The sequence below is a fragment of the Tunturiibacter empetritectus genome (assembly GCF_014201375.1).
GTDB lineage: Bacteria > Acidobacteriota > Terriglobia > Terriglobales > Acidobacteriaceae > Edaphobacter > Edaphobacter lichenicola_D.
On record NZ_JACHDZ010000002.1, the window covers coordinates 313,012 to 326,452 of the forward strand.

The following is a 13,441-nucleotide window of genomic DNA, read 5'->3' on the forward strand; positions in this document are numbered from 1 at the left end:
GACCAACGGGAGCGCCAACCGAAGGGGTATACGTGTCAGGAAGTGACCGCCGCCCGCGCAGGGCGCATTTCACGCCTAGCGATTCGCCCGGCGGCGAACAGCAGCGGTGAACCACAGCAGACCTGTCCCTACCAGCAACAGGCTTCCGGGTTCGGGAATCGGCGAAACCGCAGGACCTGGGGGATCAACCGCTTCGAAGATCTCCTCACCCGTCCCATCGGTCCAGGCGAGGGTCCCCACAGAGTTGAGAAATATCTGGTCGGCCGAACCATTACGGAGAAACTGGAGGTTGTCGCCCGACCCAATGTAGATACCGTTTTTGTCGCCATTCGGGTTGTATACCGAACCCAGTCCAACCACGCCCTGATTGCATACCTGCTTCAGCGCGTTGTAGCCCGCCGGGGTCGAGCTGCACGGAGTTCCGTCGTCATAGACAAGATCAGGAGCGGACGAGGTGGGGGTCCCTGCCACGCCATCGACATAGGTCACGTAACAGGTAAAGCTGGCTACTCCGCAGCCGTAGGTCTGGGAGATCACGACATTCCCGGCGGCGTCCAGACCATCGAGGGTTCGGCCATTGGCAGTGCCCAGATCAAAGATATTGTACGTATTCGCGGCTGCCGGTTTGGGACAGACAAAAAGAGTGGCGGCGAGGAGAGCGACCGAGGCACTAAGCCAGTGTGCAGGACGTTTCATGGTGAAGACCCTCGAAAAGCTAAATTATAGTGTCAATCTTTAGATGCTGCGACGAACGATAGTTGTAGCTCCACGCTCTGCTAAAAGCAGGTCTACTGCCGTTTGGAGGGAATAGTGCAGATCGCAAGGATTACGTTACACCCTCGGCTGTGATGGCCTGCCGTCCGGGGAGCTATGATCTGCCGTCCGGGGGTGTGACGCTCGCCAAGCCGGCCCCGCGCTGCAAACTATTGCAAATAATCGGTAATCCGCTGATCCCCCACCCGCGTGACTTTACGGGTCCCACTGGTTTTGCGTGGTCAAAAGAACTTATGTTTCACGTCTCTGTAACACTCCATTCGCATAGCGGGCCTATCGTCACCACACGCACTCATCTTGAATCCTAGGCGAATCTATCTATGGCTACTCCTGTAATCCCCCCCACTGGCTCATTACTAGACCAGAAGATGGGAAAGTCGTCCCCCGGCAAGATCGGCGGCATTATCTTCGGCATCCTGCTGCTGGGCGGTCTGGGCTACATCGCCAACCGTCTCTACACCGATCTTCTCCCCGTCCATGAGAGCTCAGTCTTCCCCTTTATCCTGCTGGGTCTGGCGCTGTTCATCGCGCTCGGGTTCGAGTTCGTCAACGGCTTCCACGACACTGCCAACGCGGTCGCGACCGTCATCTATACCCACGCGCTTGAGCCCCACGTCGCAGTGGTCTGGTCCGGCCTCTGGAACTTCATCGGCGTGCTCACCAGCTCCGGCGCCGTGGCCTTCGCGATCATCTCTCTGCTGCCCGTCGAGCTGATCCTTAAGGTGAGCAAAGGTTCGGGTTTTGCGATGGTCTTCGCTCTGCTCATCGCGGCGATCCTCTGGAACCTTGCCACCTGGTGGAAGGGTCTCCCGGCGTCGAGCTCTCACACCATGATCGGCTCGATCATCGGGGTCGGTGTTGCAAACCAGCTGATGCACGGCACAAGTGGCGTCAGCGGCGTTGACTGGGAACAGGTCACCAAGGTCTTCAAGGCGCTGCTCATCTCCCCGCTGGTCGGCTTCGGCTGCGCGGCTCTGGTCTTCCTGCTGCTGAAGGCGCTTTTGAAGGATCCGCGCCTCTACGAGGCACCAAAGGGAACAGAGCCCCCGCCGTTCTACATCCGCGCGCTGCTGGTGCTCACCTGCACCGGCGTCAGCTTCGCCCACGGCTCCAACGACGGCCAGAAGGGCATGGGCCTCATCATGCTCATCCTGGTAGGAACGGTTCCGACGGCCTATGCGCTGAACCACACCGTAGGCGCGAGCCAGGTCCAGACCTTTACCGCGGTCTCGCAGCAGGTGATCGGAGCGATCGGCAACTATGTTGATCCGAACACCACGGTGGCCGATAGCGGTCCCGAACTCGAGGCCTTCGTCAGCAGCCACAAATTCAGCCCGCACACCATGCTTGCCCTACAGGAGATGGTCGGCGATATCCGCAACGAGGCCACCCAGTACAAGTCTCTCGGCGCGGTGCCGTCAAACATGCAGGCCAACGTTCGCAACCAGATGTATCTCACCAGCGAGACGCTGCGCCTGATGCCGAAGTACGGCCCCAAGGTGAGCGACGGCGACCAGAAGATCTTCAAGAACTACAAGGGCCTGCTGGACAACTCGACCAAGTTCATTCCGCCGTGGGTGAAGGTCGCGGTCGCTTTGGCGCTCGGTCTCGGAACCATGATCGGCTGGAAGCGCATCGTGGTTACCGTCGGCGAAAAGATCGGCAAGACTCACCTGACCTACGCGCAGGGTCTCTCCGCCGAACTCGTCGCCATGCTCACCATTCTTGCCGCCGACCAGTACGGCCTGCCGGTAAGCACAACGCACGTGCTCTCCTCAGGTGTCGCCGGTACCATGGCTGCGAACAAGAGCGGCCTCCAGATGTCCACCCTGCGCGACATCGCCCTGGCCTGGGTCTTCACGCTCCCGGTCGCGGCGCTGCTCTCGGGCTGCCTCTTCTGGGTCTTCAATACGCTTACGAAATAACTCATCACAAGCGCAGCACAGAGAGGTCCGCGAAGCAGCGGGCCTTCTCTTTTGCTGGCCGCTCGAACCCGCTCGCAGCTGCCTCGATACGCCTCCAACTCCGGCCACGCGGTCTTTTACAACGACTTATCCGCGTCGCAGGGAGGAGGAGCCTTCGCGTTGGTATGCTTAGAAGTACACCAACGAGACTATGAGCCTTAAAGCAAAGATCGAAGCCGTCATCTACGCCTCAGAAGAACCAGTAACACTGGCCCAGCTCGCCGGCCTCCTCGGCCATGAAGCCCAGGCCGAGCTGGACCACCTCGACTCCGCTCAGCACTCCCTGGCGCTCGACGACGCAGCCGGCTCCTCGCTGGAGCAGCGCTCCCTGGACGAAGACGATCTCAACGATGAGGTTCTCACCGGCCCCGCCTCAAACCAGGCCGAGCCTCACGCTCAAGCAGAGTCTCACGCCGAAGCGCAGCCGCAGGACGACGAGCTCAATGCACGTCACGCAGAAGAGCTCCACCGCCATCTGCACGAGGCTGCCCTGCAGGAAGCAGCCCATGCCCGCGCCCTTCGCGAGCACGCCGCAGCCGATGCCGCCGCCATGAGCACGGCTGACGACCTCGAGGCCGACGACGCAGCCGACCCCAAAGCCGACCTCGAAGCTCCTGCCAGGTCCGGGGACCTCGCCGAGTCAGCCGCAGAGCACGAGGCCTCGCACGTATCTGAAGCATCCGCCGCAACCGAGCCGGGAAGCGACTCCCCTGCCGAACCCGCGCCTGCGGATAAGGACGAGAGGAAGCTTGCCCGCGAAGCCCGGGAGAAGGAGCGCCGCCTCCGCGAATACTTCCGAACCATCCTCGAGCAGCTCATCGCCGACTACGCCACCTCCGAGCGCGGCCTCGAGATCCGCGAGGTCGCCGGCGGCTACCGCCTCGCCACCAAGCCCGAGTACCACGACGCCGTCCGCGGCTTCGTTAAGAGCCTCAAGCCACCCCTGAAGCTCTCCCTCCAGGCCCTTGAAACCCTCGCCGTCGTCGCCTACAAGCAGCCCGTCACCGCCCCCGAGGTCTCCGAGATCCGCGGCGTCGACTCCGGCGGCGTCCTCGGCTCCCTGATGACCCGCAAGCTCGTCGCCACCGCCGGCCGCAAGCAGGTCATTGGTCGCCCCATCCTCTACAAGACCACGCGCGACTTCCTCCTCCGCTTCGGTCTCAAAGACATCAACGAGCTTCCCAGCATCGAAGAGTTTGAGAAGATGGCCGGCGAGTTGGCCGAGCAGGAGGAGATCCCCATGGAGCACCACGCACCCGAGTCCGCAGGCGACCTCGAACGGGAGAAGAATCAGACCGAACCCCAGGCCGACGGCGACAGCAGCGGAAGCAATGACAGCATCGACAGCGAAACCATCGGCGAGACAATCGCCGACGAAGCCGTCGTCGACGGACGACTCTCCGGTCTGCCGCCGAACTATGACACCGATCAGGTCGTCGACGGCGAAGACTCTCCCGCCCTCGACGCCGAGATTCAAAGCGAGCAGCGCCACGACTCCGAGGAGGGCTGATGACCTATGACCCCTGCCAATCTGGACCCCGAACCCGATCCGCGCGACTCACCCGACAGCCCGGAAGATAACGAACCGGACACCCTGGCCACACCCGAGGGTGACGCCGAAGACCTGCCCGACGCTCCCCTCAAGCCAGCCCCCGCCGGTATGCAGCGCATCCGGTCCATCGACACCAGCAATCGCTAACCAGCGAAGAAAACAGCCGAGCCCTACATCGCCGGACACGAAGCCTCTGGTACGCTGTTGCTGTTGATCGCCCTGATGACCACGATACCCGCGCAACCGAATCCCGACCTCTACTCGCACGTCAAAGTTGTCATCTCGATCATCGTCGGCCTCGGGATCACAACTCTGCTCAAAGGCTTCGCGCAGTTTGTCCAGCATCCCAAGCGCGCCAAAGCCTCTCTCCTGCATCTCGGCTGGGCCGCATCGCTTCTGCTCTGGATCATTCATTTCTGGTGGTGGGAGTTTCGTCTTGCCATGGTGCAGCAGTGGACCTTCGCGATCTACTTCTTCGTTATCCTTTACGCGATCCTCTTCTACTTTCTCAGCACCCTGCTCTTTCCGTCGGACCTGAACGACTACACCGGCTACGAAGACTACTTCCTCTCACGACGCGAATGGTTCTTCGGCTTTCTCGCCGTCACCTTCCTGGCCGACATCATCGACACCAGCCTCAAGGGCACAGCATATCTCCACTCCTTCGGCCTCGAGTACCCCATTCGAATCGCCGTCTACCTCGTCCTCTGCGTCATCGCGATGATCACAAAAAATCGCCGCACGCAGCTCACGCTACTTGCCTTGTCGATCCTCTATCAGATCTCGTACATCATCCGTCTCTACGCCACAGAGTAGCCGACAACACTCAAGCCCGCAGCCGTCGACGCGCCACTGCCAGCAGTCCTGCAACCCCTGAGCCCAGCAGAACAAGGCTGGCTGGCTCAGGAACCACGGCCTCGTTGATCGTGATGCTGTTGATGTCCAGCGCGACGTCCTCTCCCACCACGTCAGGAAAGACGACCGCATCGATATTGGACCAGTTCAGGATCAGCTGTCCGGTTATGGGATCTGTAGCTCCTGCAGTGTTCCCCTCGTCCACCAGGACGCCTTTTCTGTATCCATAAAACTCAACGCTGGGATCGAGTTCGATCTCCATGCTGTTCAGCGTAAACGCAGCGCCGGACGTGGAATAAAACTCAGGAGTAGTGAACGAGTAGGGAAGTGGGTAGGGATAGGGTGCTGGCTCAAAGGGATAGTCGCCGCCATAGATGTATTCGGTTCCAGGAATGATCATGCCGTTCTGGTCCGTCAGGCCATAGACGTAAAACTCATAAAAATTCAGTGGACCAGCGGAATCGATCACGTCCGCTTGCAACGGGTTTGCCAGCCCGGCGAAGGTGATCGTCTCTGGGGAACCGATTTGGCTGGCGAGCAACAGCACGGACAGAACAGCGAGGATGCGAAAAGCTCTCGTCATGTCTTCTCCTTTTCAGACGCGAACCAGACGCCAGGACAAAGTGTCGCAAAGTAAGAACGAGTGCCCGGATATTTTTTGAAGTCTCAGACTTTGCAATCGCAACTTCGAAATCTCAACCTTGAAATAGTGAGACGCGACCAATCAAACTTGCGACCAATTGTAAGCCAGGAAAAATCGAAAGAACACACGCTAACTCGCACTGCGCCAACTACATCGTTTCTGTGCCACCGAAACCCGACGGGCTGGATCTACGCCACCGAGGAAAAGCCCGTCCACGCAGCTCATGACGTGCCGAGTAGTGCGTCAGCTATAGTTTTATAGAGTCAATCAACTTACCAGGACCCTCCCCTGTCTACTTCGTTCAAGGCCCAGCCCTCTCGCCAGCACATCAACAGTCTCGATGGCCTGCGAGGGTGCGCCTTCCTCATGGTCTTTTGCTTTCACTACGGCATGACCGCTCACACGGCGGCGCACTGGGTCGACTACTTCATGCTGGTCACCACGGGCCTATGGTCAGGCGTCGACCTCTTCTTTGTCCTCTCCGGCTTCCTGATCACCGGCATCCTCCTCGACACCCGCGACAGCCAGAACTACTTCCGCAACTTCTATGCGCGCCGTGCCCTGCGAATCTTTCCTCTCTTCTACGGCGTTCTCTTCCTGTTGCTTGCGTTGACGCCGTTCCTGCATCTGCAGTGGAGGCTGGGGCATCTGGCGTTGTTCTTCTATGCGAGCAACATCGCCGGTCACATAGATCCTTCTCTGAACGATCTGCGGCCCGCCGTCGATCTGGTGCATCTCTGGTCGCTGGCCGTCGAAGAGCAGTTCTATCTCATCTGGCCCATGGTCGTGCTCTGGGTGCGGGACCGCCGCAGCCTGATTCGCGTCTGCGTGGGCACGATCTCGTTCTCCCTCCTGCTGCGATGCTTTCTGCTGTGGCGATTTCCTGGCGCGGTCTATGAGTGGTGCTACGGCGAGCTGCCCACCCACTGCGATGGCCTGCTGGGTGGGGCCATCGTGGCAGCGCTTATCCGGAGCGTAGATCTCACGACGCTCATCCGGCGATCCCGCATTCTCTTTCTCGTATCGTTGCTTGGAATCGCATCCCTCGCCATTCACTACGACGGGTTCGGATATCACAGCCCGGTGTTGACCATCCTGGTCTACCCTCTGCTCGCTGTTTTGTTCTCCTGCATTCTTCTTCGAACCTTGCAGCCCGGGACATTCTTCTCCCGCCTGGGCAGCCTCGGAGTTCTTCGTTTCTTCGGAAAGTACAGCTACGGAATGTATATCTATCACCTGCTTTTCTTTCCTCTGGTCGGCACTTTGCTTCCGCCCTTGCAGCGGCTGCTCCATTCAAGGACATGGGGCGGCATCGTCTACGTTCTCGTTGTGCTTGGTTTGACCACAATCGTATCGGTTCTCAGCTATCAGCTTTACGAGCGTCATTGGCTCCGGCTGAAGTCACGCTTCAGTTACATCAGACCAGCGACCAGATCCGCCGACTTGGCGACCCACTCCTGATCGACGCATGTCTCTCGCACACTTGAATCTTCGCCCAATCCAAAAACAAGCGATAATACAAAACAGGGAGAATACAAACAAGGATTGACAGTCTCTGTCGATCGCATCCTCCGCACCACCCCGACCGCGATGAGCAGCCCCGCAGTCAGAAAGCCGGAAACACATGACGAAGTCCCCCTCCGCCCCAAAGCCCGACGCCAACGAAGAACCCAAAGGCGACCGCCTCCAGAAGATCCTCGCGCAGGCCGGAATCGCCAGCCGTCGCAAAGCCGAGGAGATCATCCTCGAAGGCCGCGTGCAGGTCAACGGCGTCATCGTCAACACCCTCGGCACCCGCCACGACGCACTCAAAGATCACATCCGCGTAGACGGCAAGCTCCTGCACGGCCCCGAGCAGCAGCGCTACTACATGCTCAACAAGCCGCGCGGCTACGTCACAACCCTCGAAGACCCTGAGAAGCGCCCCACCGTTATGCAGCTGATGACCCAGAAGCACGGCCCTCACGGAGACCAGGTGCGCCTCTATCCCGTAGGCCGCCTCGACTATCTCAGCGAAGGCCTCATCCTGATGACTAACGACGGCAACCTCGCCAATGCGCTCTCGAAGGCCGCAGCCGGTGTGGAAAAAACCTACCTCGTCAAAATCAGCGGAACCCCGCCTGCCTCAGGCCTCGACCAGATCCGTCGCGGCATTATGATCGACCGCGGCCGTCTGGACGAGGTCCGCAGCGGCCGCCGCGACCGCATCATCACCTCGCCCGCCAAAGTCGAACTCGTTCGCGGCGGCGACAACCCCTGGTACGAGCTCACCCTCATTGAAGGCCGCAATCGTCAGATCAGAAAGATGTTCGAAGAGATCGGCCACCACGTCGAAAAGATCCGGCGCATCGGTTATGGTGCACTTCGCCTCGACGTTCCGCCAGGCGAGTACCGCGAGCTCACGCTCGGCGAAGTGATGGCACTCGACCGCGCGGCGAAGGGCAAGAAGGTCGTACCAAAAAAGAAGACGCCGGAGTTTGCACAGCTAAAATCTCCCGCGAAGAAAAAGTTTACAAAGGCGCGTCGACAACCCACCGGTACCAAATCCGCAAGCCGTCCGCGCCGTCCAAATTAGTCTGTCGTCCACACGACGTTCACCACTTCGTAACCACATTCAGAGAACGTTTGTCTAACGAAGTACCTGGTTAGTACCCCTGTTTTTCTAACACCTTTGATCGCTTGACACACCTCTCTCGACACGCTCAGAATACTCGCGCTATTAACCTTTCGGGTGATGACAATCGCAACCCGGAAGCATCCAATAAGGGCAGCACGGATGTAGTCAAGGAGCAGCAGAGTGGCAAAGGAAAAAGCAACATTTGGAGCAGGATGTTTTTGGGGAGTTGAAGCCCGATTTGGCGAGATCACAGGTGTTATCGATACAGCCGTAGGATACGAAGGCGGCGATCTCGAACACCCAACCTATAAAGAAGTCTGTACCGACCGCACCGGCCATGCGGAGGTTGTCGGAGTCACCTTCGATCCATCCCGCGTCTCTTACGAAACACTGTTGGACGCCTTCTTCGCCCTCCACGACCCCACCCAGGTTAATCGCCAGGGTCCGGACTGGGGCACACAATATCGCAGCGTCATCTTCACCCACACCAACGAGCAGTTCGCCCAGGCCCGGGCCAAGATCGCCGAGCTCAGTGCCGCCGGCTCTTATCGCAAACCCATCGCAACCCAGGTCGTTCCTTCCACCACCTTCTGGAAGGCCGAAGAGTATCACCAGAGGTATCTCGAAAAGCGTGGCATGGTGAGCTGCCACATCTAACCTCATCCCAACTCAATCAAAAACGGCGGCAACGATTCCATGTATTCGTTGCCGCCGTTTTCTATCCCTGGCGAGCCAGAGAAACTTATTCCGCACGCAGCGCAGTCGTCGGATCGACCGAGGACGCACGTCGCGCAGGCACAATCGCCGCAATCACAGCGACTATGGCAATCAACAAAATCACACCGGCCAGCGTCAGCGGATCTGCAGATGAAACTCCAAAGAGCTGACTCCGCAGCAACCTGCCCAGCAGCACTGAGCAGGGAATCGCCAGCACAATCCCGATCCCCGCCAAACGCAACACATCGGCCAGCACCAGCCGCGATACGCCCAGACGCGTTGACCCCAGCGCGATGCGGATGCCTATCTCCCGTGTGCGCTGTGTCGTCGAGAACGCCAGCACGCCATACAGACCAACCCCCGCGAGCATCGTCGCCAGCAGGCCAAACGAGATCGCCAGCAGTTCGATCATGCGTTCATTCGACAACGTCGTGTCGATCTGTTCCTCCATCGTTCGCATCGAATCCACCGCAAGCCCTGGGTCGATCTGTTTCATCGCCTGCCGCACCATCGCGAAGCTCTGCTCCGGAGGCGTCGCAGTTCGGAGATACAGATAGAGCTGGTCCGCAGTCTTTGCCTGCTTCATGGGAGAAAACAGCGTCGGACCGGCGGCATCCCGCAAGTTCCCGTGCTTCGCGTCTCGCGTCACACCGACGATGGTCATATATTCTCCCGGCTTGCCGTCGCCCCCCACGATGCGCCTTCCCACTGCTGCAGCGGGAGTGGCGAAGTAGTGCTTTGCGAAGCTCTCATTCACGATCCCTACCAGCGGATGCGCCGCATCATCGTCCTCGCCGAAGCTGCGTCCGGCAAGCACCGGCTCCTGCATCGCATGAAAGAAGTTCGCACTGACATAAGGAATCTCAATCGGGAAGTCCTCATCCGGCGGCGCAGTGTAGCCCTCTACCGTCACGTTTCCGCTATGCCCCGTATCGGCTAGCTCTGCATCATTGGTAGCGCCCACAGCCTGCACTCCGGGAAGCGCCGCCATCGTCTCCAGAATCTGTTGGTGCAGCGCAGGAATCTTCTCCTTCGCATAGCCGGACAGCAGAGGATTGACGTGAAACGTAATCAGGTGCGATGTGTTGATCCCCGTGTCGACGTGACGCAGGTTCTGCATCGTGCGCACAAACAGTCCGGAGCCCACCATCAGCAGAACGCTGAGGCCAACCTGCAGAGAGACGACCAGACTCCTAAAGTTCAGCGTGCCACCGGACGCCGTCGTCGTCTGCTGCTTCAGCGAGTTCACGATATCCGGTCTCAGCAACTGCACTGCAGGCGCGAGACTGAACAGAACGCTCACCGCAACGGCGATCGCGAAGTTGAAGGCAAGCAACCGTGCATCCAGCGTCGTCGAAAACGCCGAAGGGCCATCCGTACTCAGCCGCTCGACCAGCACACGAAGGCACAGAGGCGCGATCAACAACCCAGCCACCCCGCCAGCGATGCCAATCAGCAAGCCTTCCAGTAAGAGTTGCTGCACAACACGCCGCGCATTCGCACCCAGGGCATAGCGCAGCGAGAACTCCCGCACTCGCGCCGCGGAGCGCACCAGCAGCAGACTCGCCACATTCACCGCGGCGATCAGGAGCACAAGAAACGCCATCCCCATCACCGCGTACAGCGGCTTTTCGAGCGAGTCCCGGTTATACGACAGCCCCCGCGAACCAGGCGCAACCAGCAGCTGGCTACGCGTCAGGTACTCGTCAACGAAGCGCTGGGGTTGCGACCCAAGCGCCTTCAACTCCTCCGCGCGCAGCGCATGCCATAGCGGCGCGATCGCCATCTGCGCATGTTGCGGCGTCTCTCCCGGCTTCAAACGCCCGACGATATTCATCCATCGGTCGGTATGGTCCTGCAGTCTCTTCCCCTTGCCCGGAGCCACCACATCCAGCATCGACATCGGAACGAAGAGGTCCGGCACCTGCCCCCACACCGCACTCTGAAATTCCGGCGCCGCCACCCCTGCAATGACAAACGGCGCACCGTTAATCGAAATCGTCTCCCCTGCAACATTCGCATCCGATCCCATATGGGTCTGCCAGTAGGCATAGCTCAGCACTACGACCGGATTGGCTCCCGGCACCGTATCGTCGCTCGCCGTCAGCAGTCGCCCCTGCGCGGCCTTCACCCCGAGCACGCTGAAGTAGTTCCCGCTAACAACCTCCCCATCCACCAGCTCTGAGACCTTGTTCCGCGTTGTCCCTACTTCGACCGGAGCGGTCGCAATCAGCCCGTCGAAGACCGCCGTACCCTTGTCGCGCAGATCCCAGTACATCGGGTACGAAAACGATTGCTCCACCCCGCCGCCATGATTGCTCGAATGACCCTCCCACGCCTTCCCGGTACCGCGTAAAACCACCAGTTGCTCCGGCGAGCGTACCGGCAGCGACCGCAACAGCGCCTGGTCCAGCAGCGAGAAGATTGCCGTATTCGCGCCAACGCCCAGCGCGAGCGTCAGCACCGCGGTCACCATAAACCCCGGCGACCGGCGGATCTGGCGAAGCGAAAAGCGAAGGTCTTGCAAGAGTGAGGTCATCTTTGCCTTTTTCCCCGAGAGCGGGTGACACGCTGCCTGTGGTGAGATTGCAGCTAAGCAGTTAGTCGTAATGGAATGCAGTTAAACTGCCAATCCCGCACACACTCAACCCATTACAAATAAAAGAGCGTCTGATTCCGCCGCGCTCCAACGCTGTTCATCCCCGGAACCGCCTGTTCATTTGCGGACGCGATCCATGGAAGCAAAAGGGACTCTAGTACCTTGGCGGCCCAGTTGAAACCCGGGGTAATCAGGTTGCCTATAACGCCGTTTTCGAAAAGCTCGAAGCTGCCTACCTCCTATCTGCACTGATTGGCATAGGCAGGGCTATTTCGGATGAATTACGTTCACCGCGATGTCAGACTCGGTCTTGATGCGGATCGGTTGGCCCTCCTTCGTTGGAGGTTCAAAGAGCCAAGTCATCATTTGGTCGTGGATTTTCTGCGTAAGCGCATCGCTTGGGGATTTTTCGACATTTGCCATCTCGACCGTTCCGTCGGTGCCAACCTGAAGAACGACGTGGACAGTGATTCGGCCCTGTACCTTGTCGTCGATAAAGACCGGTTCCAGCGAACATGCCACGCAGCGCAATCCACCTATCGGGAGTTTCGTTCCCAGACGAGGCATTGTTTGTTCGTGGGGCAGAGGAACGCCGGGGATGCCTCAACGTCGGATGCCTTGCCTATTGAAGCGCAGGCTACGTTCTGGTTTAGCGTGCAGATGTTTTCGCCAACAACGGCCCACTTCGCCGTCAGCGCACCGTTGGGAATCGCCGAGTAAGTCGTCGGTTGATGGAAAAAATTGACGAGCAATGTGCCCGACGCCAGACAGCCCTGAGAGTTGCAGATAACGCAATACTCCCAATGGCAGGGATGAATCTCAGTGGTTGTATGCGTCCAATGCATACCATCCTCGGAGTAGGTCGCCATCGGGACGCCATTTCCACCACCGGGTTTGTCTTTTCCTATAACCTCATGGCCTGTGGCCCAATATTTGCCGTCAACGCGCAGAAGATCTTTAATTCCAGTGCTTGGCGGATCGTAGAAACTCCAAGTCTTCCCGCCGTCGATTGTCGCAAGGAATCCGGCCTCAGCATACGGCCCTTCCGAGAGAAGGGCGGTCATCTTATCGGGTGTGAGAGCCACGAGAAAGGGAGTGAATGGAAAGCGCTGTAACGTATCGGCAGGTTGCGCAATCTGGTGTGGTGAATCGCTCCCGTCGAGATAAAAAAGAGACGGCGCAGTGCGCAACAACCCGTGGGTTGGATCAGCGAACGAAGCGAGCAGGATGGTGTCGGTACCGAAGTGCCGTGTCTCCCAAGAATCACCTCCGTCGTTGGTGAAGAGTACCGTCCCTCCTGTTCCGTAGGCGTATCCAAACTTTGCAGAAAAGAACTCGATGCCGAAGAGCATTGCACCGGCACCCGATGCGTGGTGATGGAGAGTCCAGTTCTTCCCGTCAGATGAGGATGCGATGGATTCGTTGGGGCCGCAGACCCACAACGCGTTCTTGTTCGAGACAATTGCAAGAGGGCGAAAGCCCGGGTTGCTTGTCTGCCATTCTGTTGCTTGGGACTGGGACGCCAGACAAGTCGAGAGACAAAGCGTAAGCACGGCTCTACGGATGTGCATGGCTGGCAATTCTATACGAGGAGAGACAAGAGTCCATTCCGACAATGACAACAAGTTTCTCCGCGGGCGCCCGCAAAGTCTTCTTTAGGCAACTTCAGTCATTCACTTCAAAACTGATCCATGGCCGCCTAGCGCAGCTTCAATCGTCA

General features: G+C 59.0%; 12 protein-coding genes. 7 read left to right on the plus strand and 5 right to left on the minus strand.

What is annotated here, in order from left to right; all coding sequences use genetic code 11:
• Positions 1 to 75: 75 nt before the first annotated feature.
• On the minus strand, positions 76 to 696 hold the full coding sequence (locus HDF10_RS07375) for a PEP-CTERM sorting domain-containing protein (protein WP_183812053.1): 621 nt from the start codon (positions 694 to 696) through the stop codon (positions 76 to 78).
• Between the two features lie 398 nt (positions 697 to 1,094).
• Between HDF10_RS07375 and HDF10_RS07380 the strand changes: the two genes are divergently transcribed.
• The 4 genes from HDF10_RS07380 (at position 1,095) to HDF10_RS07395 (ending at position 5,106) form a co-directional block, all read left to right on the plus strand.
• Positions 1,095 to 2,699 (plus strand): inorganic phosphate transporter, encoded by a 1,605-nt coding sequence (locus HDF10_RS07380; RefSeq protein ID WP_183812055.1) that lies wholly within the window; start codon positions 1,095 to 1,097, stop codon positions 2,697 to 2,699.
• A gap of 190 nt (positions 2,700 to 2,889) precedes the next feature.
• On the plus strand, positions 2,890 to 4,248 hold the full coding sequence (scpB, locus tag HDF10_RS07385) for an SMC-Scp complex subunit ScpB (protein WP_183812057.1): 1,359 nt from the start codon (positions 2,890 to 2,892) through the stop codon (positions 4,246 to 4,248).
• Positions 4,249 to 4,254: 6 nt separating this feature from the next.
• Positions 4,255 to 4,437, plus strand: a complete 183-nt coding sequence (locus HDF10_RS07390) for a hypothetical protein (RefSeq protein WP_183812058.1) — start codon at positions 4,255 to 4,257, stop codon at positions 4,435 to 4,437.
• Positions 4,438 to 4,512: 75 nt separating this feature from the next.
• Positions 4,513 to 5,106: a hypothetical protein gene (locus tag HDF10_RS07395; RefSeq protein ID WP_183812059.1), complete on the plus strand. Its 594-nt coding sequence runs from the start codon at positions 4,513 to 4,515 to the stop codon at positions 5,104 to 5,106.
• Between the two features lie 10 nt (positions 5,107 to 5,116).
• Here HDF10_RS07395 and HDF10_RS07400 read toward each other — a convergent pair whose 3' ends face one another.
• Positions 5,117 to 5,728 (minus strand): PEP-CTERM sorting domain-containing protein, encoded by a 612-nt coding sequence (locus tag HDF10_RS07400; RefSeq protein WP_183812060.1) that lies wholly within the window; start codon positions 5,726 to 5,728, stop codon positions 5,117 to 5,119.
• A 387-nt stretch (positions 5,729 to 6,115) separates the two neighbouring features.
• Between HDF10_RS07400 and HDF10_RS07405 the strand changes: the two genes are divergently transcribed.
• The 3 genes from HDF10_RS07405 to msrA all read left to right on the plus strand — a co-directional run bounded on the left by HDF10_RS07405 (position 6,116) and on the right by msrA (position 9,062).
• On the plus strand, positions 6,116 to 7,249 hold the full coding sequence (locus HDF10_RS07405; protein WP_311732708.1) for an acyltransferase family protein: 1,134 nt from the start codon (positions 6,116 to 6,118) through the stop codon (positions 7,247 to 7,249).
• A gap of 163 nt (positions 7,250 to 7,412) precedes the next feature.
• The gene (locus tag HDF10_RS07410) at positions 7,413 to 8,363 is read left to right on the plus strand and encodes a pseudouridine synthase (RefSeq protein ID WP_183812062.1); all 951 of its coding nucleotides are present in this window, start codon (positions 7,413 to 7,415) and stop codon (positions 8,361 to 8,363) included.
• A gap of 222 nt (positions 8,364 to 8,585) precedes the next feature.
• Entirely contained in the window at positions 8,586 to 9,062 is a 477-nt protein-coding gene (msrA, locus tag HDF10_RS07415; protein ID WP_183812063.1) for a peptide-methionine (S)-S-oxide reductase MsrA, read from the plus strand.
• 85 nt (positions 9,063 to 9,147) lie between these two features.
• Here msrA and HDF10_RS07420 read toward each other — a convergent pair whose 3' ends face one another.
• From HDF10_RS07420 to HDF10_RS07430, 3 genes are all read right to left on the minus strand, one after another.
• A complete protein-coding gene (locus HDF10_RS07420; protein WP_183812065.1) occupies positions 9,148 to 11,661 on the minus strand; it encodes an ABC transporter permease in 2,514 nt (837 codons plus the stop codon).
• A gap of 327 nt (positions 11,662 to 11,988) precedes the next feature.
• A complete protein-coding gene (locus HDF10_RS07425; protein WP_183812067.1) occupies positions 11,989 to 12,243 on the minus strand; it encodes an energy transducer TonB in 255 nt (84 codons plus the stop codon).
• A gap of 14 nt (positions 12,244 to 12,257) precedes the next feature.
• Complete coding sequence (locus tag HDF10_RS07430) at positions 12,258 to 13,163, minus strand: WD40/YVTN/BNR-like repeat-containing protein (protein WP_183812069.1); 906 nt, start codon at positions 13,161 to 13,163, stop codon at positions 12,258 to 12,260.
• Positions 13,164 to 13,441 lie beyond the last annotated feature (278 nt).